The 25,367-nt window shown below is 56.7% G+C and carries 27 protein-coding genes, 1 pseudogene and 1 riboswitch; of the genes and pseudogenes, 12 read left to right on the top strand and 16 right to left on the bottom strand.

Annotated features, from left to right (window positions below; translation table 11 throughout):
- Positions 1–129: 129 nt before the first annotated feature.
- Positions 130–879 (bottom strand): 3,4-dihydroxy-2-butanone-4-phosphate synthase, encoded by a 750-nt coding sequence (gene ribB / locus DWB63_RS14240; protein ID WP_128329534.1) that lies wholly within the window; start codon positions 877–879, stop codon positions 130–132.
- 126 nt (positions 880–1,005) lie between these two features.
- Positions 1,006–1,153, bottom strand: a riboswitch (FMN riboswitch).
- 278 nt (positions 1,154–1,431) lie between these two features.
- Here ribB and DWB63_RS14235 point away from each other — a divergent pair.
- The 7 genes from DWB63_RS14235 (at position 1,432) to DWB63_RS14205 (ending at position 6,741) form a co-directional block, all read left to right on the top strand.
- Positions 1,432–1,788 (top strand): hydrogenase maturation nickel metallochaperone HypA, encoded by a 357-nt coding sequence (locus DWB63_RS14235; protein ID WP_241648862.1) that lies wholly within the window; start codon positions 1,432–1,434, stop codon positions 1,786–1,788.
- Between the two features lie 16 nt (positions 1,789–1,804).
- The gene (gene hypB, locus DWB63_RS14230) at positions 1,805–2,464 is read left to right on the top strand and encodes a hydrogenase nickel incorporation protein HypB (protein WP_128329516.1); all 660 of its coding nucleotides are present in this window, start codon (positions 1,805–1,807) and stop codon (positions 2,462–2,464) included.
- Between the two features lie 417 nt (positions 2,465–2,881).
- Positions 2,882–3,256: a hypothetical protein gene (locus DWB63_RS14225; RefSeq protein WP_164879900.1), complete on the top strand. Its 375-nt coding sequence runs from the start codon at positions 2,882–2,884 to the stop codon at positions 3,254–3,256.
- Positions 3,257–3,334: 78 nt separating this feature from the next.
- Positions 3,335–3,727, top strand: a complete 393-nt coding sequence (locus DWB63_RS14220; protein ID WP_128329514.1) for a hypothetical protein — start codon at positions 3,335–3,337, stop codon at positions 3,725–3,727.
- 194 nt (positions 3,728–3,921) lie between these two features.
- Positions 3,922–5,253: a sigma 54-interacting transcriptional regulator gene (locus DWB63_RS14215; RefSeq protein WP_128329513.1), complete on the top strand. Its 1,332-nt coding sequence runs from the start codon at positions 3,922–3,924 to the stop codon at positions 5,251–5,253.
- A 306-nt stretch (positions 5,254–5,559) separates the two neighbouring features.
- Positions 5,560–5,757: a hypothetical protein gene (locus DWB63_RS17505; RefSeq protein WP_241648861.1), complete on the top strand. Its 198-nt coding sequence runs from the start codon at positions 5,560–5,562 to the stop codon at positions 5,755–5,757.
- A gap of 111 nt (positions 5,758–5,868) precedes the next feature.
- Entirely contained in the window at positions 5,869–6,741 is an 873-nt protein-coding gene (locus tag DWB63_RS14205) for an Mrp/NBP35 family ATP-binding protein (RefSeq protein ID WP_128329512.1), read from the top strand.
- A gap of 100 nt (positions 6,742–6,841) precedes the next feature.
- On the opposite strand, the gene DWB63_RS14200 is transcribed toward DWB63_RS14205, so the two are convergent.
- Both DWB63_RS14200 and DWB63_RS14195 read right to left on the bottom strand, forming a co-directional pair.
- Positions 6,842–7,450: an HD-GYP domain-containing protein gene (locus DWB63_RS14200; RefSeq protein WP_347231977.1), complete on the bottom strand. Its 609-nt coding sequence runs from the start codon at positions 7,448–7,450 to the stop codon at positions 6,842–6,844.
- Between the two features lie 79 nt (positions 7,451–7,529).
- On the bottom strand, positions 7,530–7,853 hold the full coding sequence (locus DWB63_RS14195; protein ID WP_128329510.1) for a tetratricopeptide repeat protein: 324 nt from the start codon (positions 7,851–7,853) through the stop codon (positions 7,530–7,532).
- 295 nt (positions 7,854–8,148) lie between these two features.
- Here DWB63_RS14195 and DWB63_RS14190 point away from each other — a divergent pair, with 295 nt between their 5' ends.
- Complete coding sequence (locus tag DWB63_RS14190) at positions 8,149–8,574, top strand: YbaY family lipoprotein (RefSeq protein ID WP_128329509.1); 426 nt, start codon at positions 8,149–8,151, stop codon at positions 8,572–8,574.
- A gap of 227 nt (positions 8,575–8,801) precedes the next feature.
- Here DWB63_RS14190 and DWB63_RS14185 read toward each other — a convergent pair whose 3' ends face one another.
- The 8 genes from DWB63_RS14185 to rfaD all read right to left on the bottom strand — a co-directional run bounded on the left by DWB63_RS14185 (position 8,802) and on the right by rfaD (position 19,603).
- Entirely contained in the window at positions 8,802–9,476 is a 675-nt protein-coding gene (locus tag DWB63_RS14185) for a DUF47 family protein (protein ID WP_128329508.1), read from the bottom strand.
- A gap of 43 nt (positions 9,477–9,519) precedes the next feature.
- A complete protein-coding gene (locus DWB63_RS14180; RefSeq protein ID WP_128329507.1) occupies positions 9,520–10,758 on the bottom strand; it encodes an inorganic phosphate transporter in 1,239 nt (412 codons plus the stop codon).
- 39 nt (positions 10,759–10,797) lie between these two features.
- Positions 10,798–12,591, bottom strand: coding sequence for an ATP-binding protein (locus tag DWB63_RS14175; protein WP_128329506.1), 1,794 nt, complete (start codon positions 12,589–12,591; stop codon positions 10,798–10,800).
- Between the two features lie 369 nt (positions 12,592–12,960).
- Entirely contained in the window at positions 12,961–13,182 is a 222-nt protein-coding gene (locus tag DWB63_RS14170) for a hypothetical protein (RefSeq protein ID WP_128329505.1), read from the bottom strand.
- Positions 13,183–13,193: 11 nt separating this feature from the next.
- Positions 13,194–14,321: an alanine racemase gene (gene alr / locus DWB63_RS14165; RefSeq protein WP_128329504.1), complete on the bottom strand. Its 1,128-nt coding sequence runs from the start codon at positions 14,319–14,321 to the stop codon at positions 13,194–13,196.
- Positions 14,321–16,135 carry a DNA mismatch repair endonuclease MutL gene (gene mutL, locus DWB63_RS14160; protein WP_128329503.1) on the bottom strand — a complete coding sequence of 605 codons (1,815 nt, stop codon included), beginning with the start codon at positions 16,133–16,135 and terminating at the stop codon, positions 14,321–14,323. Before mutL ends, alr begins: the two co-directional genes overlap by 1 nt.
- 84 nt (positions 16,136–16,219) lie before the next feature.
- Entirely contained in the window at positions 16,220–18,610 is a 2,391-nt protein-coding gene (lptD, locus tag DWB63_RS14155; protein ID WP_128329502.1) for an LPS assembly protein LptD, read from the bottom strand.
- Positions 18,611–18,622: 12 nt separating this feature from the next.
- Entirely contained in the window at positions 18,623–19,603 is a 981-nt protein-coding gene (gene rfaD, locus DWB63_RS14150; protein ID WP_128329501.1) for an ADP-glyceromanno-heptose 6-epimerase, read from the bottom strand.
- Between the two features lie 229 nt (positions 19,604–19,832).
- Between rfaD and DWB63_RS14145 the strand changes: the two genes are divergently transcribed.
- The 4 genes from DWB63_RS14145 to DWB63_RS14130 all read left to right on the top strand — a co-directional run bounded on the left by DWB63_RS14145 (position 19,833) and on the right by DWB63_RS14130 (position 22,261).
- Positions 19,833–20,891 carry an OmpA family protein gene (locus DWB63_RS14145; RefSeq protein ID WP_128329500.1) on the top strand — a complete coding sequence of 353 codons (1,059 nt, stop codon included), beginning with the start codon at positions 19,833–19,835 and terminating at the stop codon, positions 20,889–20,891.
- Positions 20,892–20,961: 70 nt separating this feature from the next.
- Entirely contained in the window at positions 20,962–21,480 is a 519-nt protein-coding gene (locus tag DWB63_RS14140; protein WP_128329499.1) for a hypothetical protein, read from the top strand.
- A 102-nt stretch (positions 21,481–21,582) separates the two neighbouring features.
- Positions 21,583–21,780 (top strand): YwbE family protein, encoded by a 198-nt coding sequence (locus DWB63_RS14135; protein ID WP_128329498.1) that lies wholly within the window; start codon positions 21,583–21,585, stop codon positions 21,778–21,780.
- Between the two features lie 16 nt (positions 21,781–21,796).
- Positions 21,797–22,261 (top strand): YaiI/YqxD family protein, encoded by a 465-nt coding sequence (locus DWB63_RS14130; protein ID WP_128329532.1) that lies wholly within the window; start codon positions 21,797–21,799, stop codon positions 22,259–22,261.
- Between the two features lie 40 nt (positions 22,262–22,301).
- Here DWB63_RS14130 and DWB63_RS14125 read toward each other — a convergent pair whose 3' ends face one another.
- The 5 genes and pseudogenes from DWB63_RS14125 to rbr all read right to left on the bottom strand — a co-directional run bounded on the left by DWB63_RS14125 (position 22,302) and on the right by rbr (position 25,110).
- The gene (locus tag DWB63_RS14125) at positions 22,302–23,501 is read right to left on the bottom strand and encodes a flavodoxin domain-containing protein (RefSeq protein WP_128329497.1); all 1,200 of its coding nucleotides are present in this window, start codon (positions 23,499–23,501) and stop codon (positions 22,302–22,304) included.
- A 95-nt stretch (positions 23,502–23,596) separates the two neighbouring features.
- Positions 23,597–23,758 carry a rubredoxin gene (gene rd, locus DWB63_RS17500; protein WP_241648863.1) on the bottom strand — a complete coding sequence of 54 codons (162 nt, stop codon included), beginning with the start codon at positions 23,756–23,758 and terminating at the stop codon, positions 23,597–23,599.
- 72 nt (positions 23,759–23,830) lie between these two features.
- Positions 23,831–24,046 (bottom strand): annotated as a pseudogene (locus tag DWB63_RS17535) (rubredoxin); the annotation flags it as partial.
- 77 nt (positions 24,047–24,123) lie between these two features.
- Positions 24,124–24,510, bottom strand: coding sequence for a desulfoferrodoxin (locus DWB63_RS14115; RefSeq protein WP_128329495.1), 387 nt, complete (start codon positions 24,508–24,510; stop codon positions 24,124–24,126).
- A gap of 27 nt (positions 24,511–24,537) precedes the next feature.
- Positions 24,538–25,110: a rubrerythrin gene (gene rbr / locus DWB63_RS14110; protein WP_128329531.1), complete on the bottom strand. Its 573-nt coding sequence runs from the start codon at positions 25,108–25,110 to the stop codon at positions 24,538–24,540.
- Between the last annotated feature and the right edge of the window lie 257 nt (positions 25,111–25,367).

Here is a 25,367-nt window from a genome sequence, read left to right as displayed (position 1 = left end):
CCTCCGGCGGCTGGAAAAAGGGAGAGACCATTCCCTTCTCACGAGGCGCTGCCCTCTTGAATAAAAAGGCCCCGCCGGGCGAAACGGCGGGGCCTGTGGAGGAGTGGTTATGGATGTCGTGAAGGTCGGTTAACGCCCGGATGCGTAGACCGATCCGCCGACTGCACCCGTGGGGAAGCGCTTGGTCGGCTTCACCACAGCGGAGACGTCTTCGGGAACGACCATTTCGGCATCGGTGTCGCCGATATGCTCGCGGTAGGCGACGATGTCCTGAACCGTGCACATGGCCATCTGATTCTTGATGGCAAAACCCACGATCTCGTGAAGCTTGGCCATGGTGCCGTCGGGATTGGTCAACTCGCAGAGCACGCCGCACGGCATAAGTCCTGCCAGGCGGGTCAAATCCACCGTGGCCTCGGTATGGCCGCCGCGCTCAAGCACGCCGCCGGGACGGGCGCAGAGCGGGAAGACATGACCAGGACGGGCCAGGTCGGACGACTTGGCGTCAGCGGCAATGGCCGCCTTGACCGTTGCCACACGATCCTTGGCCGATACGCCGGTAGTGACGCCCTCGGCAGCCTCGATGGATACTGTAAAGGCTGTTTGGTACTGGCTGTTGTTTTTCTCCACCATCATGGGGAGGCCGAGGGACCTGATCTTTTCCTCGGTCAGACAGAGGCAGACGATGCCGCTGCATTCGCGGATGAGCATGGCCATCTGCTCGTTGGTCAAGGTCTGGGCCGCGAAGATGAGATCACCTTCGTTTTCCCGGTCCGCGTTGTCCGTAACCAGGACACCCTGCCCCTTGCGTAGGGAATTAAGTGCTTTTTCGACCCGCGAAATGGGGCCACCGAACTGCTTGAGGATTGGCTGATCCATCATGAATCTCCTTGAAAAGAGTATGAATGAATCAGGGCGCATAGACAGGCAGTCAGTGCGCAGAAAGCGCACAGCGCAAAAGCAGCCATCGTGAGCGCAAACCGCTCGACAGCCAATGCGGGACTGCCTTATTCTCTTCCTTCCGGACTCTTACCGTCGGCCCCGGAATCACACCGGGTCTGCTTGACCTCCCTCACATGAAGGAGCGCTCGCGGGCTTTCTGGTTGACCAGATCACCGCCGGTGGGGACTTCCACCCCGCCCTGAGAACAAGTTTCAAAAGCAGTAAATTGTCACCCCCCATCCCGTCAACATATTTCCCCCTTTTTTTTATCCGAATCCCAGCACCGCCTGCCCTCACCTTCCTCGCGTGAACAATCGGCGGTTGCAACGTGGCAACAGCGGGAATCAGGCTCAGCCCTCCATTTCTGTGACCTTGGATTCTGCACGGCCTGGAGACGCACCTGCAGTTCACGAAAAAATGTGAAACGGGCCGCTATCCCTGGCCGACGCCCCTTGCCCCCGTATAAAAATCGGTGTACTGCTCACAACCATGCATGAAATGTCTATCGTTGAATCCATTCTCGGCATCCTGCGCGAGGAGATGGTCAAATATGACGGCCAGAAGCTCAAGAAAGTGACTCTCAAGAACGGTCAGTTGGCCGGTGTGGTCACGGAATCCCTGAAATTCGCCTGGGAAGCGCTTATTCCCGGCGGGGAGTTCGACGGAGCCGAACTCCAAATCATCGAGATTCCGGTCAAAGTGGCTTGCGGCGAATGCGGCGAGGAGTTCCACCCGGACCACAACAGGTGCATGCCCTGCCCCAAATGCGAGGCCCTGTTGGGCCACACTGTCTTGCAAGGAAAGGAACTGTTGATCGATTCCATCGAAGTCGACGACCAGCAGTAAATATTTAGGAGTTATCATGTCGAAGGAAGTTACCATCGTCAGGAATGTGCTGGAGGCCAACGACCGGCTTGCCGAAGAACTGCAAAAGAAATTTAGGGTCAAGAATATCCTCTGCCTGAACCTCATGAGTTCCCCGGGCGCGGGCAAGACCACCCTGCTTGAACGCACCCTGACCGACCTCAAGGACGAGTTCAAGATGGCCGTCATCGAAGGCGACCTGCAGACCGACAACGATGCCCAGCGTGTGGCCGCCACCGGGGCCCAGGCCGTGCAGATCAACACCGAAGGCGGCTGCCACCTCGACTCCGGCATGGTCATGGAAGCACTCAAATCCATCGACACCGACGGCCTGGACATCCTGTTCGTGGAAAACGTGGGCAATCTGGTCTGTCCGGCCGAATTCAACGTGGGCGAAGACTACAAGGTCACGCTCCTGTCCGTGGCCGAAGGCGACGACAAACCCGAAAAATATCCCTTCATGTTCCATATTTCTTCCGTGATGCTGCTGAACAAGGTGGACCTGCTTCCCTACGTGGACTTTGACATGACCAAGGCCACGAACCACGCCAAGAAACTGAACAAGGACATTGAAGTCATGCCCATCTCCGCCCGCACCGGCGAGAACATGGAAGTCTGGTACAAATGGCTCCGCGCCAGACGCGCAGAAAAACTCTAAGGCCTCTCCGGAACAGCGAATCTGAACACGCTCCCTCACCTTACAATCCACTGAAAAAGCCGCCCTCTGGGCGGCTTTTTCAGTGTTGTCCGGTTTCAGTCTCTTGCTCCAGTTGCTTGACCCCCTGTCATCAGGCTCAATACAGCCCGCAGCCTGAATACCTCAAGGCTGCCAAACCCGACCTTGATGATCCCCGAAAGAAAAGAAGCACGACTTTCGGCACCCCCCTTCTGGTCAACACGGCAATCAACCACACGATATTACTCACTAATGTGCTTGTTTCACATGAATTCACATGGAATCAGATTGACCTGAATTCGACAATGCAGTGGAATTGAGTCGGGAAAAGGGACACGAATCCTCCGGAATGAAAACGATGTCCCGTAAAGGAAGGAGAAATGAATGCATTGCCCTGTCATGAGAACAACGACATCCATTGTGATCGCCCTGTTGCTTTTTATGGCTGTTCCGGCCTGTGCCGATGACGGACTTGCCTTGGAAATCGTCAACCAGAGCGGTACGGAGCTGAACGTGACGGTATATATCATGGACATGGCAACGGTCGCAATCGTCAACCGGAAGGCTTCCGCAGGGGCTACCGTTCGGATTTCCAATTCCGAGACCAAGCACCGGGAAGCCGTGGCCATGGCCAAGTGGAAAATCAAGATCGGCGATGAGTACGAATACCTGGTGCTTCCCAATGAAGGCGACTGCCAGGTGAGTTCCGAAAAATCAAGCAGGGCATCAATCGACCAACTGGGGATATGCAGCTATCGTTTCACCATTCAATAAAACCCGTAAAAGAAAACCTGTCGCAGCAGTGGCGATGAATAAAGAAAGAACCCGCAAGAACAGATCAAGGAGAGCATCATGAAAAAGCAGATAATTGCAATGGCGACGCTGGTACTGGTCCTGTCCGCATCCATGGCCTTTGGCCAAGACGCAGGAGAGGTATATGTTTTCAACAATACGAGCGCGATGTGCGAGATCATCCTGAAGGTTAAGGGGAACAAAATCGGAAGCGGATCAGTGGTAAACAGAAAGGTTGCCGCGGGTACAGACGAATATATCGAAGTCTTCCAGCAACCGAGTTGGGACGAGGACCAGGAGTGGTATTTCCAAATCCTGTCCGACAGCGGTAAAGGACTTTGCGACGGCTATCTGAAGCGATCCAAAAATGGATTCACTCCTGGTGTAATGGGCGACTGCGTGACATACAGCACCTTCAGCCCCTTTGAGATCAAGTTGTCGATCAACAAGTAACACCCCTGCATTCATTTACCGAAAACGTCCGGCCCCAGACCATCCCGGGGCCGGACGGCCTGCACACCTTGACCGCCCCTCCAAACGTCCTCCAGCGCCCTTTCTGCCGTCGGCAAAGGGGCCAATTCACCACAGGGCGAATTATTCGCCCCTTTTTTATTGGCATTCCCGAAGGACGCTTGTAGGGTGTCCCCATGCCCTTTCCAGCCAATCTCCCCCTTGAGGACGTGTTCGCGTCCATCGCCGACGGGCTGTTCACCGTTGATACGGAGTGGAACGTCACATACTTCAACGAAGCGGCCCAGCGCATCACCGGCATCTCCGCCAAGGAGGCCCTCGGCCGCAAGTGCTGGGACGTGTTCCGCTCCTCCCTGTGCGACGGCCAGTGCGCCATCGGCAATTGCATCGAGAAAGGGGGACTGATCGTCAACAAGTCCATCTTCATCGTTCGCTCCGACGGCTCCACCCTGCCCATCTCGATCTCGGCATCGCCCCTCAAGGACAAGGAAGGCAACGTCATCGGCGGCGTGGAGACCTTCCGCGATTTGACCGAAATCCATGCCGCCCGGCAACAGGCCAGGGACATCTACCGTTTCGAAAACATCGTGGGCCGGAGCCAGGGGTTGGAAAAAATCTTCCGCATCCTTCCGCAGATCAGTGATTCCGAAGCCACCACCCTGCTGCTCGGCGAGTCCGGCACGGGCAAGGAGTTGTTTGCCAAGGCCATCCACAACCTGAGTTCGCGCAAGCACGGCCCCTTTGTGGCGGTGAACTGCGGCGCCTTGCCCGACACCCTGCTGGAATCCGAGCTCTTCGGCTACAAGGCCGGGGCCTTCACCGATGCACGCGCTGACAAGCCGGGCAGGTTCGAACTGGCCGACGGAGGCACGGTCTTCCTGGACGAGATCGGCGACATCCCGTCCAACCTCCAGGTAAAACTGCTCCGCTTCCTCCAGGACAAGACCTTCGAACCCCTTGGAGGGGTCACCCCGGTCAAGGCGGACGTCCGCGTGGTGGCGGCCACCAACAAGAACCTCGAACAGGCCGTGGCCGAAGGCTCCTTCCGCCAGGACCTCTACTACCGCCTGAACGTGGTCACCCTGACCCTGCCCCCCCTCAGTCAGCGCCAGGAGGATCTGCCCCTGCTCATCGACCACTTCCTGGAAGAATTCAACGCCATCAGGGGCAAGGCCATAAAGGGCGTCAGTGAAGACGCCCTGCATGTGCTCATGCGCCACGACTTTCCCGGCAACGTCCGCGAACTGGAAAATATCCTGGAGTACGCATTCATCCTCTGCCCCAGCGGTTTCATCCAGGTGGAACACCTGCCGGAACACTTCCACCCCGGCAGGCAGGACGACAAGATCGTTCAATCCCTGTCCGGCACCATGGACGCCATCAAACGGCGCGCAGCCCGTCAGGCCGTGGAAAGAAACAACGGGAAAAAAATGGCCGCCTGCCGCGAACTCGGCATCACCAAGGACACCCTGCGCCGCCTGTTGACCGCCGCGACAAAAGGCGAATAAATCGCCCACCAGCTTTCGCCAAAGGCTAAAAATTATCCCAAACCCTTCTCTTCAAAATTGCAACATGTTGTTTTTACAGTGTTATTGTTTTGGCACGCCCTATGCTATCTTAGAGATAACCGGCTCGACTTCTGACGACCTTGGAGCGATATGATTATGACTGAATCCGCCAAGCTAATCTGCCTGGCGTGCTACCAGGACCGGCTGGCATCGGTGTGTGAGAACGCAGACGGTTACAAGCTTTTTGAAATACGTGACAACAAATTTTACCCCGCAGGCCTCCTATCCCTTCCCTCAAAGGACCCTATGGACAGGACATCCGCCATATTGGCCTGCGGGGTAACTGCTTTCCTGTGCGGTGCCATCTGCACAAAGACCAGACAAACTCTCGAAAGGGCGGGCATCACGGTCCTGCCCTGGCTCACCGGGTCCGAGAGCCAGGTGCTCGAAGGCTTCATACAAGACACCCTGTCCCAACTGGCCATGCCCGGCATCACGATTTGACTTTTCCCCGACTATGTTTATCTCTCTGACACCCGTCTGCGGCGAAGTCCCGCCGCATAATTTTACGGCACTTCAAGATCGGCTCCGGCCGTCATTTTTCAGGAGAACACTATGAGCGAATGTAATGGATGTGCGTCTGCCGCACCTGACGGAAGCTGTTCCAGTTCAACAGGCTGCGACAACCCGGATGCCAAACTGCAAAAAACCCTGGGCCGCATCAAGCACAAGATAGTGGTCATGTCCGGCAAGGGCGGCGTGGGCAAATCCACCATGGCCGCCAACATAGCCGTGGCTCTGTCCCTGGCCGGGAAAAAGGTCGGACTGCTGGACGTGGACGTACACGGCCCGAGCATACCGCGCCTGCTCGCCTTGAAGGGGCAACAGCCTCACATGGGCGACCAGATAATGGAACCGGTGCCCTGGAGCAAGAACCTGTCGGTCATGTCCCTGGGTTTCCTGTTGCAGGACGAGCGCCAGGCAGTCATTTGGCGCGGCCCGGTCAAGATGGGGCTGATCAAACAGTTTGTGGAAGACGTCATGTGGGGCGATCTGGATTTTCTCATCGTTGACTGCCCTCCGGGCACCGGTGACGAGCCTCTTTCCACCCTCCAGACCCTCGGAACCACGGCCATGGCCGTCATCGTCACCACGCCTCAGGGTGTGGCCATCGACGATGTGCGCCGGTCCGTCTCCTTCGTGGGCGAAGTGGGCAACCGCGTCTTCGGCATCGTTGAAAACATGTCCGGATTCGCCTGTCCCGACTGCGGGGCAGTGCACCAGATATTCAATTCCGGCGGCGGAGAAGCACTGGCCAAGGAAGCGGGCGTCCGATTCCTGGGTCGCATCCCCCTTGACCCGGAAGTGACCCACTCCGGCGACGAAGGATACCCCTTCCTGAAGGTACACCGCGACACCGCCACAGGCAAAGCCCTGGAAGCAGTCATCGCCCCCCTGCTCACCCTGCCGGATCCGCCCAAGGCGTAACGCATCCGCACTCAGGTTTGCATCCCCACAAAAACTTCACCCCGCCGTCAACTGACGGTGGGGTGATCTTTTTCCGACTCTTGAACCGGTCACGGGTGTGTCATTTTTTTCCCGGGGATGAAAGCAGCGACATTGTACTCAGAATCTTTCCCGCAGACTTTTCAAAGGCCGAAACCACTGAGGGGTCGAACTGTTTTCCCGAGCAGCGCACGATCTCCTCACAGGCTGCATCAAAACCCTTGGTCGCCCGGTACGGTCTGTCCTGCAACATGGCGGACAGACTGTCGGCAAGGGCGATGATGCGTGCGCCGATGGGGATTGCCGCCCCTTTGAGGCGGCTCGGATAGCCCGTGCCGTCGAACCGCTCATGATGATGCAGAACCATGCCCACGATGCCGAGGCTGCTCAACGCCGCCACAGGACGGAGGATGTCCGCTCCCACCAGAGGGTGCTTGCGGACGGCTTGCCACTCCCCTGCGTTCAGCGGCCCTTTTTTGATCAAGACCGAATCCGGAACACCGATCTTTCCGATGTCGTGCAAGTGGCCGGCCACATGGATGATATCCGCCTCTCTTGGACTCATTCCCATACTCAGGGCCAAAGTGTGTGAGACCTCGGCCACCTCCTCAGAATGACTGGAAGTGTATGGGTCCTTGGCATCAATGGCATTGCCCAGTGACTCCGCGAACTGATGCAATACTGCGGTCACGAACTTGGACGATTCCACTCCCACCCGATGTCCATCCGGGCGCGGTCGAGCCGCTGCACTATTCAACGAGGAGATCACGTTAGACGGCCTCTGCGCGAAGGGTTGTCTCAAGATTGACCAGATTGCGAACAATCACCTTGTGCAGTTGCGTGTCCTCACCCGCTCCCCTGACAGCCTGTTCCGCGGCCAGACGGAAACTGGTCAACGCCTCCATGGGGCTCCCGGCTCCCTGGTAGACCAACCCGATATTGTTGCGCACCTTGGCCTCATGCAATGGCGACCCGATGGTCCGCGCCAGCCTCTCGGCCTGGATGAGCTGAAAAAGTGCATCGTCATTTCTGCCGGAATTGAAGGACTTCATCCCCTCACGATTCAAAACGCCAAGTGCTCTCAAAGGACTCATGTGCTGTCTCCTGTTGATGGGGTTCATGCTTCCCGGCCAAACGGAAACCGCTGGCCGGCACATACATCGTCCGAGAACAGCTTCCCCGGACAGGCCCCCCGCCCCGCGAAACTTGCTGCAAGCGTCCCTGGATACTTCTGTTGCCCTGTTCATGCGGCCCACCATATTGATATTGATTGTCAATTTCAAGGACTTTTTTCATTTTCACTGAGTTAGGTGTGACCATGTGGAATAGCACCCTTTTTCTTGCCCATTCAGCCAGAATGCGTATGATAATCGCAATGAGGAGCATTCGATGAAAAGCACCATACTCGCCATGCTTGCACTGTGCGCCCTGTCCCTCATCTCTCTGAGCGGCTGCAAGGGCGACCCGGTGGCGGACAATCCCAATGCGATCGCATTGAAGACATCGGTCCATTACCAGGAGCTGCTCCTGCTGCCTCCGGGCTGTATGTTGACCGTCTCCCTGCAAAACATCTCGCAACTGAACTCCGCCACCAATACGGTGGCCAGCACCACCGTGACGGTCCAGGCTGCGCCACCCTATGAGGTGATCCTGAAATACGATGCCCAGCGCATCAGCGACCGGCTAAGCTATGCCCTGCATGCACGCATCGAATTGGACGGACAACTTCTGTTCACCAACAACACCCGAATCGATCCCTTTGCCGGACCGGCAGGGCAACCTATCAAGATCCTGGTGCAGAAGGTCAAACGCTAACCTCTCCACGACACAATGAAAAAGGCCCGATACATCCAATGCATCGGGCCTTTTTGAATTCGATCAGAATCATTCCACCCAGGCCGTCCCGCTCACTCTGCCCCAGAGAATTGCGAGCGAGGTGCAGGGGCGCTTTTTGGGATGCACCCCGGCCAGGAGGCATGCGCCCCGGTCGCCCCTGAAACCCGCCTCCACTCTCGTGAGAGGGAGAAAGAGCCGCCCAAAGCCTACCGAGCGATCATGCTCCGCAGTATTTCAGCGCAATTCTCCGTGTTGTGGCCCATGTCGTCGAGGCAGTCCACAAAGTGAATAAGTTGATAAATATCCTTGAAATCTATATCCTTGGCATAAATTTTCTTATGGAGTTCATTCTTGCGTTTGCGGACCTGATCGCGTTCGCGGCGAACCTTGCGGTAAGCCTCTTTGGTGCCCTCACGATCCAAGGACTGGCCATGAATCAGGGCGATCGTGGATTTGAGTGCCGGACCGAGCAGCACAGTGCACTTGGCCACGTCGTCGAGCAGGTAAATGATGTCCTTCTGGACATCCTCAGGAATGGTGACCTTGCGCATGGCCAGCCAGTGCAGAGCATCCTGGGCCGCATCGAGCACGTTGTCCTGACTCTTGGTGTAGTTCAGGAACAGCGGTTTTTCCACGGCCATGAACAGCCCCTTGGGCAGATGGTTGCGGATATTACGCTTGATGGAATCGGCGTGGTTCTCGATCTCGTCCACGGCCTTGGTCAACTCCTCGAACTCGCGGCACACGCCGCCGGACACGTAGCATTCCAGGGAATCATCAATGGCGGCAATGCACTCGGCGATCTTGTCATAGTGTTCAACAAGGCCGTCCATGGGAGAGCGGTTCCCGAGCAAGCCGAAAAAAGGAATCTTCAAAGACATATGTATGACCTCATGTGAAAAGGGTTGCTATTATCGATATAACCTAGCTGTAACACAACCATTTGAGCAGCACAAAAATTACTATGCTGGTCAAGGCGGCAATGGGGACCGTGGCCACCCAATAGGCCACAATCCGGAACAGAACCCGGAAATCCACTGCCGAGAAGCCACGGGCCAAACCAACCCCGACAACACCGCCCACAGCGGCATGGGTAGTGGAAACAGGAAGTCCCAGGTTGGAGGCGACCAACACGGTTGAGGCCGCACCGAAGTCCACGGCGAATCCGCGGGTATTGGTCAGGGTGGTGATCTTCTCGCCGACGGTAGACATGACCTTGTGGCCGAGAACGGCTATGCCCACAGCTATGCCGATGCCGCCGAGCACGAGCATGGGCCAGGGCACATCGGCCTTGGGAAGCAGCACGTGCTCCTTGGCGATAAGATAGATTGCCGCAACCGGGCCAACGGCGTTGGCAACGTCGTTGGCGCCTTGGGACAGGGCCACGTAGCAGGAGGTTCCCACCTGCATCTTGCGAAAAATCCGCTCCACGCCTTCGGCCCCCTCTTCCTCATTGATGACGATCTTGCCGACAAAATGACGCCCCGCCAACCAGGCCAACAGCGCCAGGACAACGGCAATGGACAGGGACGTGGCCCAATGGAGGTCCAGGGACTTCCCGACCGGCGTCTTGTACAGGAAGGAAAAGGAAATCATGGAGAGGGTGACGGCCACCCATATGGGTGCCCACTTCTTGGCCTGCTCGATGAAATGTCGTTTATACAGAATGTATTTCCGAATATGCGTAAAGATGAAATAAGCGATGGCGGCCGCAAAGAACGGAGATATGATCCAGGACAGGACAATGCCGCCCATCTTGAGCCAATTGACCACATCGGGACCGCCTGCCACCAGGCCGAAACCTGTTATGGCACCGACAATGGAGTGGGTCGATGAGACCGGTAGCGCCGTCAATGTGGCCACCAGAACCCACAGCCCCGCTGCCAGCAAGGCGGCAAACATGCCTATCATGATTATCTTCGGATCGGAAATGACTTCGGGGTTGATAATGCCCTTGCTGATGGTCGCAGTCACATGGGACCCCAAAAAGACCGCACCGACAAAGTTCAGGACACCCGCAATGAGCACTGCCTGCTTGACGGTTATGGCCCTGGCCCCCACGGCCGAAGCCATGGAGTTGGCCACATCGTTGGCCCCCAGGTTGAAGGCCATGAGGAACCCTGCCCCGATGGACAGGTACAGAAACAGATCGTATATATCCATTTTAACGCCCCTCTATCGAGGGAATTGGTTAAAGGTTTTCTACTGAATCGATTCCTTCGGCTTGTTCAGGCGAAAACAGAAACGCGCTCCGCGCACATCCTCACCGTAGCCGTCATGCCAGATGTCGCCACCGAGATTCTTGACGATACGACGGCAGATGGCCAATCCCAGCCCGGCACTGCCTGATCCGTCGATGGTGTTCTCGTCCACCCGGTAAAAACGCTCGAACACCTTGGTGGCGTGTTCCCGCGAAATTCCCGGCCCCTGATCCTCGATACAGAACACTATGGACTCGCCGTCATCCTCGGCACTGACCGTGATGACCCCGCCGTCGGGACTGTACTTGACGGCGTTGTTGAGCAAATTGTGAAAAACGTGCAGCAGACCGTCGGTCTCGCCCATGACCGTCATTTCGTCCTCGGGAGTTCTGGTCCTGAAGACAATGGAATGGTCCTCGGCCCAGGGAGTGAGATCGGCAATGGCCCTGAACAGATGTTCACGGCCGGAAAGCGGAACCTGTTTCAACTGCTTGCCCATCTGCTCGGACTTTGCCAGGGCCAGCATGCTGGAAATGACCTTGTCCATATGATCCGCGTTCTTGAGCACTATTTCAAGAAACTTTTTGCTGTCTTCAGGATCGGAAGGCGGCATGTCCAGCAACGTCTCGGCATACCCCTTGATGGAGGTGAGCGGCGTGCGGAGCTGATGCGAGGCATTGGCCACGAAATCCTTGAGTCCCTTCTCGGAACGCTTCATTTCCGTGATGTCGTAAAAAACCAGGATGACCTTGCGCACCCCGTTCTGGTCGAGGAACCGTTCGGCAGACACCTCCACGGTACGCGAATCCATGATGTCTATCTGAATGGAAGCCGTCTCGGACTCGGGATCGGCAATGACCCGGTCCACCATTTCCTGAATCTCACACCGGCGGGTCACCTCGATGGGCGTCCTCCCCACCGTGGACTCGGGGAGGTTGAACATCTCGTCAAGGGCGGCGTTGAAGGACTCGATGCGTCCCCTTGAATCCAAGGTCATGACTCCCTCGCGCATCCCCCCGAACACGGCCTCAAGCTGGCCCTTCTGGTCCCGAATGAGTTCGATATTACGCTCGATGGACTGGGCCATGGCGTTGACCGACTTGGCCAGGGGCATGAACTCGCCGCCGGGCAGGACGCGTAGCCGTTTGGAATAGTCACCTTCGCCGATGGACTGGGCCAGCTCGGAAAACGCCCGTATGTCCCGGCTCATGTTGCGGGACATGATCGCACTCAGCAACACGGCAACGCCGAATGTGAGGAGGAAAATCCAGGTCAGATTGCTGCGCAGCATGTCGAGACGCGCACTGACGTGGGAGAAGGGCACCGCCACCCGGAGCACGCCTGCCTCGATGCCGGGAACGCCCGACACCTGCTTGGCAACGTAGAGCATGTCCTTGCTCAGGGTATCCGAGTGCCGGACATTGACGCCCCACCCTGTCTCAATGGCGGCGACCACTTCGGGCCGGGTGCTGTGGTCGTCCAAATTTCGGGTCTCGGCATAGGGGATATCCGAATCTCCCACCACCCGACCGCCACATATGTAGGTAATGCGCGAGTCGAGCTTGAAACCCAGGGCGGCTATCCACTCGGTAAAATCCTTTTCGGATTCGAACAGGGGATGATCTTCGAGCAGCCATTGTATGGTCTCGACCTGCTTTCGAGTGCGAATCTCGGTTTCCGTGACCAATTCCTCACCCACGATGCTCGTGGAGTAGAAAAAGACCACGGCCATGACCATGAGCAGCAGGCCCCAAGTCCACAGGAGTATCCGCATTTGAAAAGAACGCAGTTTCATTCCATCATCCTCTGTTGCGCGTCGGCGGTTTTATGGTTGATCAACTGGATCAGATACCTCTTTCGCCGGACGCGTGCGCTCTGTAACACAATCGTAACCGAATTGTAACGGCATGGTTTGTTACGGTTGTGTTACAAAACCCCTCCGAAAACGCAAGGGGTTGATATTCCCGGCCGTTGCCGGTCTCTTGATGCAGCCAGCCGGGACGCCGGCACAAGAAGAAAAAAAGGCGAAAAAAAATCAGGATCGATACAGAGTAACCCTCCGTAAAGCCCTGACTTTTCCGGTACGCCTGGGGCATCCGTTGCAAACCAGACGGACGGTCCGCAATGCCGCGCAACAATCGCACATCTATTCGCTGACCCCGGTCTAGTAACCGCGCATGCACTCCATGAGATACACGGACACTTCAACGCGGCAAACATCGTTTTCCACGATGACGCGCACGTTGTTCTCCGGGATCAAGGCCATATCTTCGGCCACGTTCAGCCATTTGCCCTCAAGCCACTTGGGGCTGACATTGCTCTCTTCCATTTCATTAAGGTGATAGCTCTCGGCAACCACCCATTCATCAGCTTTCACTACAGGCATGTCGATCTCCTTTATATATACTCCCGCCGGTTCATCCCCAGCAGGCAAAAAACTTCGTAGGTGATGGTGCCCCACCATCCGGCAAGGTCTTCCGGTGTGATGGATTCCGGACCGGGACCGCCCAGGAGCCAGACCTCGTCCCCGGGGGCGACGCACCTTCCTTCACCCATAAGCTCGGTCACGTCAACCGCAGTCATCTGCATGCACACCCGGCCGCGAATGGGAACACGCTTGCCGTGAATGAGCATCTCGCCCGTATTGGACAGGGAACGGCTGTAGTTGTCCGCATAGCCCACGCCGACCACTGCCACGACAGAATCCCGCTCGGCAGTGTAGGTCCAGCCGTAACTGATGGACTCGCCCGCCTTCAGGGGGTGGACCTGCATGACCGGTGCCGTGACCTCCATGGCCGAAACCAGGTCCGGGTACATGTCCGCCTGATCGGTACCGTCGAACGGATTGCCTCCGTACAGGGCGATGCCCATGCGCAGGGAGTCCATACGGCACTGTTCAAAAGCGACAGCCCCGGCGGAATTGGCGAGGTTCGCCTCCACCTTGAATCCGGCACGGGCCAGCCCGTCAAGCACGCCCTGGAACCTGGCGGCCTGTCCCTCCACATGGGCACGGTGCTCGGGAACATCTGCCGACGCCAGGTGCGAAGTGGCCATGACCGGCCTGAGTTTCGAACTTTGCAGCACGGCCACCAGTTCGTCCAGCTCCTCGGGCAGGAATCCGAGCCGCCTCATACCGGTGTCGAATTTGAGGCCGATATCCAGCGGACCTTTTTTTTCGGCCATGGCCGCCACCCGGCGCAACTGGGCGAAATGGGAAATGGGCGTGAGGATGGCATGGTCCCACAGGGCATGGATGTCCTCATCCTCGATCGGACCGAGTAAGGCGAGGATGCGCTTGGTGCATCCCTCCTTCCTCAGCTTGACGGCCTCATGGACAAAACCCACGGCAAAGGTGTCCGCACCCTCGACTTCAAGGGCACGGCTGACCTCGGTCAGGCCATGGCCATAGGCATCCGACTTGATGACCGGGATGACCCGGTCGTGAATCTTGCGGAAAACCCTGTAATTGTGACACAGGTTTTTCAGATTGATCCGAACGCGCAATTTATTATAATCTATGGTCATTACTTTCTCTTGAACAGTTTTTCCAGATCATTCGAAGACCAACGCAGGACAACAGGTCTGCCGTGGGGGCAGTACTCCCGTTCCGGCGTGGCAAGCCATGTTTCCAACAGTGACAGGGCCTCGTCCACGGCCAGGGGCTGGTTGGCCTTGATGGCGGTCTTGCATGCCATCATGGTCCACAGGTCATCCAACCCGGTGGCCTTTTCGGCCAGGGCTTCCTTGAGATACTCCCGCGCCCTGCCCGTCTCCAGGGTCGGCGGAATGCCACGCACCAGAGCCTTTGCCGGTCCGTCCATCTCGATCACGAATCCCATGGAACGCAGGGCTTCGCGCAAATCCTGCAACACCTCCGCCTCGCTGGGGTGCAGCGGCAGTTCCAGGGCCAAAGCCAGGGGTTGCGAATCGCCCCTGGTACGTTGATCGCGCATGGCCGCCAGCAGGATGCGTTCATGGGCCGCGTGCTGGTCCACCAGCACCAGGTTCTCGCCCTCACGCAACACCAGATAGGTATCCGCGACCTGTCCCATATAGGTATACCCACTGCCCGCCAGGGGGGCAGGCCTGGTGGCGTCCGGTCCCGGCTCGCGAACCATGGATGCGGAAGGCGCCAAGGGCAGATCCAGATCCCGGGATGGTGCCTGATCGGCCCGGAAATCGCGGTAGGTGGTAAATTTCGGCCTGTCGGACGCGGAAATCTGATGTCGGGCCTGCATCGACGGGCTGCCGGACCAGGCACTTCCTGAATGAGACAGGGAGTCCTGATTCGGGGAAGACCGGGGGTACTCCCCGGTTGAAGCTCCGGTCATCATGTCCACGTCGGACCGGGACAGGGCCTGCATGATCCCGCTGCGAATGGCTGAAAAAACCCGACTCTCCTCAACGAAACGGACCTCCAGCTTGGCCGGGTGCACGTTTACGTCCACCTCGCCCCTGGGCACTTCCAGGAACAGGGCTATCTGCGGGTACTCCCGCGACAGCAGCATCCCCCTGTAGGCCTGACGCACGGCGGACAGCATGAGCTTGTCCTGAACCGGACGGCCATTGACGAAAAGCAGGATGCGGTCCCCTCTGCCCTGAGCCGTGTTCGGCGCACCTGCCACGCCGTGCACGCGGTAACCGTCGCGCTCATGATCGAAAGGTTTCAGCCCCTCGCATATGGCCGGTGGCCAGAACGTGGACAACCGTCCGGGCAAGGTCTGGTTCGCCGGCAGGCGGAAGGCTTCGCGGCCGCCCATGGTCAGGGAAAATCCGGTGGCAAGGTGGGCCAGGCTGACACGCATGAGCACGTCCTGGCAGCGGCGGTTTTCCGTGGCCTCGCTCTTGAGAAACTTGAGCCGGGCCGGAGTGCTCGAAAACAGGTCACGGACCTCTACGCGGGTGCCGGAAGCCAGAGCGCCGGGCCCCTCGCCCGCGACCTCACCCGCCCGCACCTCGATGAAGGCGGCATCCGCCGCACCGCTGGCGCAGGAAGTCATGGTAAAACGGGACACGGAAGCTATGCTGGGCAAAGCCTCACCACGAAACCCGAAGGAGCCGATGGAGGAAAGATCGCTGAAATCACGGATTTTACTGGTGGCATGACGGGTGACGGCCAGATTGAGTTGGGAGGCGGGTATGCCCGCGCCGTTGTCCTGAACGACAATGAGCGACCGACCGCCCTGCTCGATGGTCACGTCCACGCGGGTGGCTCCGGCATCAAGCGCGTTCTCCACCAATTCCTTGACCACGCTGGCAGGCCTTTCCACCACCTCGCCCGCCGCGATCTGGTTCTTCAGTCCGGGAGGCAGAACGCGAATTTCAAACCCTGTAGTCATGAATCCTCACAAAAAATGTCCGACACCGTGTGCCTCAATGCCGGAGTAAAAGGAGCACTGCACACGCATGGCAAAACCAACCGATTAGAAATTCAACAGGTCGAAACCGAAGACGAAACGGTTGTCGTTGGGCTTCTGGGTAAAGGCGAAGTACAGGGTGTAGCATTCCCCGGCCCAATTGAGCTTGATGGTGCGCTCCAGATCCCTTTCGGAATTGAAATCGTGTCGGTATTTGGCACCCAGCGTAAAGGCCTCGGAAAGCTCCAGGCTGCCCTCCAGGAAAACAATGGACATGGGATCATCCCGCGTGCGCAGATACTCGTCCACCGCTTCCAGATAATCATATCCCACGGAAAACTCACCCAACCCCTTCTTGTAGAGTCTGACCGACGTCTCGCTCTGGGTCATGTCGCCCAGATAGGGCGAAAACCAGTTCCTGGTCAGGACGTCTATATAATTGGTCGGCTTTATCTTCAGCTCGGCCATGAAGTCCGAGAACGGACGGCGCTCGTATTCACCGCGCTCGTCATTGCGGTTGGCTTCACGCAGGTCATAGGACTGCTCAAGACGGAAAAGGAGAAAATCGAGATAGTCCTTGGCAACCGAGGCCACGGGTTCCCCATCCTCGCCCGGAGAGAGAACCACGCTGTCGCGGCGGCGGTCCAGAACATTGGTCAGGGAGTAGGTCACCTTGTTCCTGCCCTCAAGGCGGTCCAGAGAGTCGAAATAGGGCAGCGAATCCTGGCCGGTGACATACGGACTGTAAGAGTATTCCACCCTTGGCGTGATGGAGTGCTTGAGCATGGCCCAACGGGAAGTCCCGGCCAGACTCGGCTCGGGCCTGGTCTCCCCGGTCAGGGCAAAGGTCCGGGACATTTCCGAAAAGGCCGTGAACCCGCCGGCCCAGGTGGTACGGCTCTGAAAGCCGTCCTTTATCTTGGACGTGTCGATGACATCCTCCCGTCCGCCTGTGCCGATAATGTCGATATCGCCGGTATCTTCATGTTGTGTCAAATTGTATGAAGTATGGTCCACGGACAGTGACGGAATTACGGTCAGGACATCGCTCTTCAGGGGAAGCTTCAGTTCGGGAGTGGCCCTGAACCGGTGGCCGGAGTTGCCGTACTCCCGGTGGAAATAATTGTATTTGGTCTCAAAGGAGGCTTCAAGCCCCGAACCGAACAGGGATTGCTGGAAGGCAAAGGCGTCCAGCTCGGGCAGGGTCTGGACCGTATCGTTCTCGCTGGATTTGCCGTTGCCGTTCATGAACTGCAGGTTTTCGTCGTACTGCGCCATGCCCACCACTCCGAAGCGGTCCCAACTGCGGCTGACGTAAGCGGTGCTGTAGCGGTTCAGGGAATCCTGATTCTCGATATCGCGGCCAAAGGCCTCCAGGAAGTTTTCCCGCGTCTTTTCAAACCCGTTCGGACCGTCCTGGAAATCGCGCAGGTAGTTCTGGTCGGACACCAAGTCCAAATCCAGTTTGATCTTCCACTCGGGGCTGCCCAGCCAACCATCGTACTTGCTCCGCAGCCACCAACGGGAACGATTGCTCCGGGTCAACCCGTCGTCGTTGTAGTCATCCCACTCGTCGGACTCAGAGGCGGCACGGCGGTTGTCGCTCATGATATCCACCTGCCACACCCCCTTTGAGGAGGCATCCTCGGTGTGGCGGAATTCGATACCCTGCATGTATCCGCGCTTGCTCATGAAGTTTTGATAAAAAGTGGCGTCCATCTCGTCGTTGATCACCCAGTAGTACGGCATGTTGATCTGCATACCGAGCTTCTTGGAACTCGACACGTAGGGCATGAGGAACCCGCTCTGACGTTCCATCTTGCCCGGCAGAACCATGTAGGGCCAATAAAAAACCGGGACATCCTTCACGCGAAATGCGGAGCGATAGAGGTGGACGCGCCCGTCCAGGGAAACGTCGCCCTCCTCGGAGGTTACGGACCAGGCGGGTTTGTCACCGGAACAGGAGGTGACCTTGGCATTCTTGAAGGTATACGAATCACCCACAGCCTTGCCCACTCGCTCCGCCTCCACATAGATGTGGGGCTTGGCCATGAACAGTTTCCCGTTCTTGAGCCACCCGGTCATGTTGTTGAGATCGAATTCGCCCTCGTCGGCCTGAAGAAAATCGCCGCCCCAATGGGCGCGAATGTTGCCCTTGAGAAACACCCAGCCCGTGGCCTGGTAATACCTCACGAAATCGGCCCGAAGTTGATCCTCGCCGAGGCTCAGGCTGCAATTGCCGAAGGCCTCCACATATTCGCTGGTATGATCGCCCACCACCCGGTCAGCCGAAAAGGTCCATTCATTCCCTTCAGGAGTCTTGACCGGCGCGTCCGGCACGTACTTCCTGACCGTATTCAGGTCGGGCGACTTGCCGATGAGCGTCCACGGCAGGCACAAAGACAGGACAAGGATTGCCCCCGCGGCCAGCAATATGCGCGTCAACTTGCGTTTCAAAAAAACCCCTTGCTACCTGGACTTGAGGAATCTGTCGTCTTTGTTCAGATAGTTCTGCACGTAATCTCTGGCTCCGTCCTCAAGGCTGGTCATTTTAACGTCGCAACCTACAGCCCTGAGCTTGCCCATGTCGGCCTGTGTAAAATACTGATATTTATCACGAATCGCTTCAGGCATCGGAATATATTCGATTTCAGACTCCTTGCCCAGAGCGGAAAAGACTGCGTTTGCCAAATCATTCCAAGTCCTTGCAGTTCCTGTGCCGATATTGAATATGCCGCCCGTGTCCGGGTTCTCAAGGAACCAGGCCATGATGTCAACGCAATCCTTGATGTAGACAAAGTCCCGTTTCTGGCCGCCATGGGGATATTCCTCGCGGTAGGACTTGAACAGCTTCAGCTTGCCGGTTTCCAGAATCTGACTGTGGGCCTTGCAGATAACCGACTTCATATCGTCCTTGTGGTACTCGTTGGGACCGAAGACATTGAAAAACTTGAGGGACACTATCTGGTCCAGAATGCCTGAGTCCCTGGCCCACAGGTCGAAGAGCTGCTTGGAATAACCATACATGTTCAAAGGTCGGAGCCGATCGATCCCCGCATGATCGTCGCTGAAGCCGAACTCGCCGTTGCCGTAGGTGGCTGCGGAAGAGGCATTGATGAATCTCGCACCGTGAGCCATGCAAAACCGGCAGACATACTGGGTATAACGATAGTTGTTTTCCATGAGGAAATCCGCATCCAGCTCCGTGGTGGAGGAACAGGCTCCCATGTGGATAACCGCCTGGGTCTCGAACGGGTCCTCGCCTTCCAGAATGAACTTGAGGAACTGGTCCCGATGCAGATAGTCCTGATACCGCAGTCCCACGAGGTTGTTCCACTTGTCGCTGGTAGAAAGATTGTCCACCACCAGAATGTCGTCAATGCCCATCTGATTGAGCTTCCAGACCATGGCGCTGCCGATGAACCCTGCGCCGCCGGTAACAATATACATAGTTTCTCCTTGCTGGCTCGATAACACCCACGGGGCGTAAACGATTTTTTATACTGTGTTCCAGATCGGGACGCAACCTGAAGAACCTCTATCTTTACGCTGAATATGTGTTATATTCTGAAACAATCCGCTCCCTTTCTATTGCGATTATCCTCTCGTGGGTATATATAATGGCGAATCCCCAACGATGGGATTACATTCAGAAACCAATCTCTAAAGGAGTGAAATTATGGTACAATCAAAGAAACTGTTACTCATCACGCTGGCTGCCATGTTGACATTTTCCTTTGCCTTTGCTGCCACGGCAAACGCAAAAATGGTCAAAAAAGTCGACAATTTCATCATTTTCCTGGACCAGTCCGGTTCCATGGCGATGAAGAACGCCGACGGAATGAAGAAAATTGAAAAGGCCGTGGATGACATCCAGGCCCTGAACAAGGTCATCCCGGCCCTGAACTACAATTCCGCCATGTACCTGTTCGCGCCCTTCGCCGAGCAGTGCGGTCCCAAACCGTACAACGCCACGACCCTTAACGCAGCAGCCGCAGCCGTGAACGAAAATTACGAGATCTTCAACCGCAAGACCCCCATGGGCGTCGGCCTTGCAGCCATCAACCCTGTTCTGGGCCAGATGTCCGGCAAGACCGCACTGATCATCTTCACCGACGGTGAGTCCAACATCGGCTCCGACCCTGTTGCCGTGGCTCAGGACATGCGCGGCAAATATGGCGACAAGCTGTGTGTCCACGTTGTCAGCTACGCCAGCTCCCCCGCAGGACAGACCGTCATCGACGGCATCCGCGCCGCCTTCCCTTGCTCCGTAGCTGCCGATGGCGCCACCTTTGCCAATGCTGCCGCTCTTCAGCAGTATGCCAAGGACGTCTTGTATGACGAAGTAGCCGACGCTCCGGCCCCGGCTCCTGCTCCGGCTCCGGCCGTAATGGCCCCTGCCAAGGAAGTTGTTTCCTTCAACCTGAACTTTGGTTTTGACAAGTACGCCATCACCGACGAGATGGTTCCCGTGCTGGAACAGGCCAAGATGATTCTGGAAGAAGATGCTTCCGCATCCTACGAGATTTCCGGTTACACCGACTCCACTGGTGCAGAAGAATACAACCAGGGACTGTCCGAGCGCCGCGCCAACTCCGTCATGAAATGGATGACCACCAACGGCATCGCGGCATCCCGCCTGGAAGCCGTGGGTTACGGCGAAACCAATCCGAAGTACGACAACGGCACCTCCGAAGGCCGCAAGCTCAATCGTAGGGTTGATATCCAGACCAAGTAAGGTTATGAGTAAAAAAAGGTTGGGCGGCACTGCCGCCCAACCACCTGCTCTGGTTAAAGGATTCAACGCCATGAAAAATTTCGCTATTACAGCCGCATTAGCCGTACTCCTGACCGGGGCTTTTTTTGTGCTCAACGGACAGGCCCAGGCCGGAGAGCCTTCCCCCTCGCAAGAAGTGGCCTCTGCCGGTCCCGGCAACGCCACCACTCCCGTCACAGCTAAAAACATGCCGACCTACCTGGACAAGGATCTGACCCTCAAGCACGTTGATTTCACCCAATTTGCCCAGACCAGGGTTCGCTCCCTGAACCGCAATCATTGCCTGGCCAAAAGCCGCATGAAAATCACCAAGCAGTCCGATGGCTCCTACGTGGCCCGGTACCACTCCATCGATTACGCCACCGTGCTCTGCAAGGTCAGCCGCTCTAAATCCAAGACCATTCCGTATGTCGCCGTCCTCCGCTACCACGAACTGGTCATGCAAGCCGTGGCCGAATCGCCCGATGCTTTCAGTCAAGCCGAATTCGTTGCCGTTTCAGTGATCCCGAACCGGCAGATTTTCAGCTACAAGAAAGGCTCCTGGCAATAAACAACACCCCGATTTTCTTTCCGCAGGCCTGAGGGCCGATCTTTGGTCGCGTCCGAGACTGTCGCACAATTGCAACGTCATCCCCACTGGCAGGAGATACGAATGGACGGAAGAAACCGCAAGGATGTCAAGCCCGGACAGCGGGTGAATATCGTCCTGAAACAGGACCAGCGCACCGGCAGACTCACCCAAGGCGTGGTAAGTCAACTGCTGACCAAATCCCCCACCCATCCCCATGGCATCAAGGTTCGACTTGAAGACGGTCAGGTGGGCAGGGTCAAGGAAATCCTGGCAACATAGGAACAAATAAATGGCTTTGCATATCTGGGTCGACGCCGACGCCTGCCCCAACGTCATCAAGGACATCCTGTTCAAGACCACCATGCGCCGGGAGATCGGCATGACACTGGTGGCCAACACCTCTATCCAGATCCCCTTGTCACCGCTCATCAACACCATAACGGTCGGTTCGGGCTTCAACGTGGCCGACAGCGAAATCATCCGGCTGGCCAATCCCGGCGACCTGGTCATCACCGCTGACATCCCCTTGGCCGATGCGATCGTGGACAAGGGAGCCACCGGCCTCAACCCACGGGGCGAGCTGTACACCAAAGACAACATCAAGGGATTGCTGCGCATGCGCAACCTGATGGAGGAACTGCGCAGCGGCGGCATGGCTCCGGGCGGCCCGCCTCCGCTCGGCCCCAGGGACAAACAGGAATTCACCAACCAGTTGGACCGGTTCCTGACCAGAAACGCAAAAAAGCCCGCCCTCAAATGAGGCCGGGCTTTCTTCATACAATATCTGCAACAAACAGAAGCTAGTCCATCTTGGCCTTGATGGCGGCAGCAATGGCCTTGCCCTGCTCGTAGCACTTGGCCAGGGCTTCATGATCGGGGATGAACTTGGTCTTGACCGGTTCGACGATCTCCATGTTCATGTCTTCAAGCCACTGGGTGAGCACCTTGACGCATTCGCCGGACCAGCCAAAGGAACCGATGGCCGAAGCGATCTTGTTCTGCGGACGCAGCCCCTTCATGTAGGTCAGCATGTCGGCCATGAGCGGCAGGATGCCGTTGTTGTGGGTCGGAGACCCGACGATGACGGCCGCAGCGTCGAACACTTCGGCCATGACATCGGAGTGGTGGTTGTTCTTCATGCACATCAACCTGACGGACACGCCTTCGTCGACAAGGCCGGTGGCCACGGCCTTGGCCATCTTCTCGGTGGAATGCCACATGGTGTCGTAGACGATGACCGCCTTGTTCTTGGGCTTCTGCTCGGCGTATTCCCGATATTTCCCCAGGGCCCAGGCGCAGTCTTCGTTACGGAACAGCAGCCCGTGATCCGGACAAATAGTATCGATCTCGAGATTCATCTCCTCAAGCGCATCCAAGGTCTTCAGGACCACCGGAGAGAACGGAAGCACGATATTGGCGTAGTAATTGGCCATCAGTTCTTCCAGCCGGTAGCGGTCCACTTCGTCGGCCCAGCGCTCGGACGTGGCCCAGTTCTGACCAAAGGCGTCGTTGGTGAACGCGATCTTGTCCTCCGGGCAGTAAGTCAGCATGGAATCGGGCCAGTGCAGCATACGGGTCTCGATAAAGCTGAGGTTCCGCTTGCCGATGTTGATCGTGGTGCCGGTGGGCACGACCTCCACGGGCCAATCCTTGTACCTGAAGTGGGCCATCATGGCCTTCTGCCCCATGGGGGAGGTGTATATCTTCTCAGGCTGATATTTTTCCACGGCCAGCGCAAGGCAGCCGGCATGGTCGGGCTCAAGGTGGTTGATCACGAAATAGTCGATCTTCCGATCCCCGAGTACCTGGGCGATATTGCACTGGAGGGTGCCCCAGAATTCTTCGGCCACGGTATCGATCAGGGTAACCTTCTCGTCCTTGATGAGGAAGTTGTTATAGGTCGTACCCAAGTGCGACTTGGAATACCCATGGAAGCTGCGACGGTTCCAGTCGACCGCACCTATCCAAAAAATTCCGTCTTTAATTTCAACAGGTTTCATTCTTCACTCCAAATTGAACAGCCAGTCAACTGTCCGGTAAAAAAAGGAGCGCGCCCCGAGGTTCGCGCTCCCTGCCCGTCAGGCCGGGCAACAAATTAGTCTTCGGGAACGAAATTGTCTTTGGGCGCACCGCAGACGGGACAAGTCCAATCGTCCGGAAGATCTTCGAACTTGGTGCCTGCCGGGATGTCTGAATCAGAATCACCCTCTGCCGGGTCATACACATAGCCACAAATCTCGCACACGTATTTCTGCATGGGGTCAGTCTCCTTTTGGTTAGATATAGTTGCAGCAGCCGCCGCCGCTGTCAACTTATCGGCATCGGTTTCAACGGGAAGTTCACAATCCGACTTGGTGGAACCAGGGCCCACGAGGGGCCGGAAGCATCGTTTGGTGCCGCCGCAAATCGGGCAACGCCAATCCTCCGGGAGATCCTCAAACCGAGTTCCTTTGGGTATCTTGCCTTTGCGATCCCCTTTGTCCGGGTTGTAAATATACCCGCAATTCACTGTCTGGCACTGGTACATTTCTTCGGGAAGCGCCATATCGTCTCCTCGATTCAAGGGATGAAAAGGGCAGGCCCTAAAGCCCGCCCCCATAAGACGCATTCTCGGCCTGGGCCCTATTTGGCGGCCCAGAGTCCATGAAGGTTGCAGTATTCCCGAGCCTGGAGGTCGCCGGAAAGTCCGCAGATGCAGAACTCAGCCTCAGGGGCCTCACCGGGCTTGAGCATCTTGGTAAGGACGACATCGCCCACCATGAGCTCGATCCACTCGATATAGTGCTTCTCCTCCATGGGATGGGGGACTCCACCAACCTTGACCGTGACCTTGTCGCCGTCCCGCTCGATCACAGGCACGTGCTTTTCCTTGGCGGCATCAACGGTGTTTTCCGTCATCAGGACCATGTCCTGCCCACAGCAAACCAGATCGCCGGCACCTTCGTGGATGGCAATGACGATATTTCCGCAGACATTACACTTGTAAACTTCACCCAGTTTGATTGCCATGTCGCATTCTCCTTGTTTGATTCGAGACTACCAGTTGGTGTCTTTAATTTCAAAATGAGCCTGGGGATGGTCGCAGGCCGGGCATTTGACGGGTGCCGTGGAACCATGGTGGTTGTAACCACAATTCTGGCAACGCCAGGTAATTTCGCTATCCTTTTTGAAAACCGTGCCGTTTTCGATGTTGGCGATCAGGGATTTATACCGTTCCTCGTGATACTGCTCGGCCACAGCGATATTCTCCATGACAGCAGCAATCTCGCTGAACCCTTCCGAACGTGCCACCTTGGCGAAATCAGGGTACATTTCGGAGTATTCTTCATGCTCGCCAGCGGCTGCGGCCTTGAGATTATCCAGAGTGGAGCCAATGACCCCGGCAGGAAAAGTCGCCGTAATTTCAGCCATGCCGCCTTCCAGAAATTTGAACAGGCGCTTGGCGTGCTCCTTCTCGTGATTGGCGGTTTCCTCAAATATCTTCGAGATCTGAACAAAGCCTTCCTTTTTGGCCACACTGGCAAAATAGGTATATTTATTGCGTGCCTGGGACTCCCCGATAAAAGCCGTAAGGATATTCTTTTCTGTTTGTGTTCCTTTGAGAGACATAGAGCTTCCTCCTGCGATTTTATCGCTTTTCATTAATATTTCCTGGCGTACCATTACACTAAAAGCAATCTGTTGTCGTATTATTTAGTGACAATATCAACTCACCATAAACAATATTGTTTATGCATACGACCAAATATAGGAATCATTCCTACTAGTATTTAAACCCGTTGTCAACCACATGACTCCAAGGTCATCGAATAAAACCATAAATAAAAACCGATTGCCAATACGGCAATCGGTTTCAAGCAAGAGTA

The organism is Pseudodesulfovibrio sp. S3 (assembly GCF_004025585.1).
Lineage (GTDB): Bacteria > Desulfobacterota > Desulfovibrionia > Desulfovibrionales > Desulfovibrionaceae > Pseudodesulfovibrio.
This window is presented reverse-complemented; position numbering and strand designations above follow the sequence as displayed.

What these genes read in the sequence shown, in the direction of transcription:
- ribB (WP_128329534.1), bottom strand. Translation starts at nt 879, where the DNA reads ATGGATCAGCCAATCCTCAAGCAGTTCGGTGGCCCCATTTCGCGGGTC.
- DWB63_RS14235 (WP_241648862.1), top strand. Translation starts at nt 1,432, where the DNA reads ATGCATGAAATGTCTATCGTTGAATCCATTCTCGGCATCCTGCGCGAG.
- hypB (WP_128329516.1), top strand. Translation starts at nt 1,805, where the DNA reads ATGTCGAAGGAAGTTACCATCGTCAGGAATGTGCTGGAGGCCAACGAC.
- DWB63_RS14225 (WP_164879900.1), top strand. Translation starts at nt 2,882, where the DNA reads ATGAGAACAACGACATCCATTGTGATCGCCCTGTTGCTTTTTATGGCT.
- DWB63_RS14220 (WP_128329514.1), top strand. Translation starts at nt 3,335, where the DNA reads ATGAAAAAGCAGATAATTGCAATGGCGACGCTGGTACTGGTCCTGTCC.
- DWB63_RS14215 (WP_128329513.1), top strand. Translation starts at nt 3,922, where the DNA reads ATGCCCTTTCCAGCCAATCTCCCCCTTGAGGACGTGTTCGCGTCCATC.
- DWB63_RS17505 (WP_241648861.1), top strand. Translation starts at nt 5,560, where the DNA reads ATGGACAGGACATCCGCCATATTGGCCTGCGGGGTAACTGCTTTCCTG.
- DWB63_RS14205 (WP_128329512.1), top strand. Translation starts at nt 5,869, where the DNA reads ATGAGCGAATGTAATGGATGTGCGTCTGCCGCACCTGACGGAAGCTGT.
- DWB63_RS14195 (WP_128329510.1), bottom strand. Translation starts at nt 7,853, where the DNA reads ATGAGTCCTTTGAGAGCACTTGGCGTTTTGAATCGTGAGGGGATGAAG.
- DWB63_RS14190 (WP_128329509.1), top strand. Translation starts at nt 8,149, where the DNA reads ATGAAAAGCACCATACTCGCCATGCTTGCACTGTGCGCCCTGTCCCTC.
- DWB63_RS14185 (WP_128329508.1), bottom strand. Translation starts at nt 9,476, where the DNA reads ATGTCTTTGAAGATTCCTTTTTTCGGCTTGCTCGGGAACCGCTCTCCC.
- DWB63_RS14180 (WP_128329507.1), bottom strand. Translation starts at nt 10,758, where the DNA reads ATGGATATATACGATCTGTTTCTGTACCTGTCCATCGGGGCAGGGTTC.
- DWB63_RS14175 (WP_128329506.1), bottom strand. Translation starts at nt 12,591, where the DNA reads ATGAAACTGCGTTCTTTTCAAATGCGGATACTCCTGTGGACTTGGGGC.
- DWB63_RS14170 (WP_128329505.1), bottom strand. Translation starts at nt 13,182, where the DNA reads ATGCCTGTAGTGAAAGCTGATGAATGGGTGGTTGCCGAGAGCTATCAC.
- alr (WP_128329504.1), bottom strand. Translation starts at nt 14,321, where the DNA reads ATGACCATAGATTATAATAAATTGCGCGTTCGGATCAATCTGAAAAAC.
- mutL (WP_128329503.1), bottom strand. Translation starts at nt 16,135, where the DNA reads ATGACTACAGGGTTTGAAATTCGCGTTCTGCCTCCCGGACTGAAGAAC.
- rfaD (WP_128329501.1), bottom strand. Translation starts at nt 19,603, where the DNA reads ATGTATATTGTTACCGGCGGCGCAGGGTTCATCGGCAGCGCCATGGTC.
- DWB63_RS14145 (WP_128329500.1), top strand. Translation starts at nt 19,833, where the DNA reads ATGGTACAATCAAAGAAACTGTTACTCATCACGCTGGCTGCCATGTTG.
- DWB63_RS14140 (WP_128329499.1), top strand. Translation starts at nt 20,962, where the DNA reads ATGAAAAATTTCGCTATTACAGCCGCATTAGCCGTACTCCTGACCGGG.
- DWB63_RS14135 (WP_128329498.1), top strand. Translation starts at nt 21,583, where the DNA reads ATGGACGGAAGAAACCGCAAGGATGTCAAGCCCGGACAGCGGGTGAAT.
- DWB63_RS14125 (WP_128329497.1), bottom strand. Translation starts at nt 23,501, where the DNA reads ATGAAACCTGTTGAAATTAAAGACGGAATTTTTTGGATAGGTGCGGTC.
- rd (WP_241648863.1), bottom strand. Translation starts at nt 23,758, where the DNA reads ATGCAGAAATACGTGTGCGAGATTTGTGGCTATGTGTATGACCCGGCA.
- DWB63_RS14115 (WP_128329495.1), bottom strand. Translation starts at nt 24,510, where the DNA reads ATGGCAATCAAACTGGGTGAAGTTTACAAGTGTAATGTCTGCGGAAAT.
- rbr (WP_128329531.1), bottom strand. Translation starts at nt 25,110, where the DNA reads ATGTCTCTCAAAGGAACACAAACAGAAAAGAATATCCTTACGGCTTTT.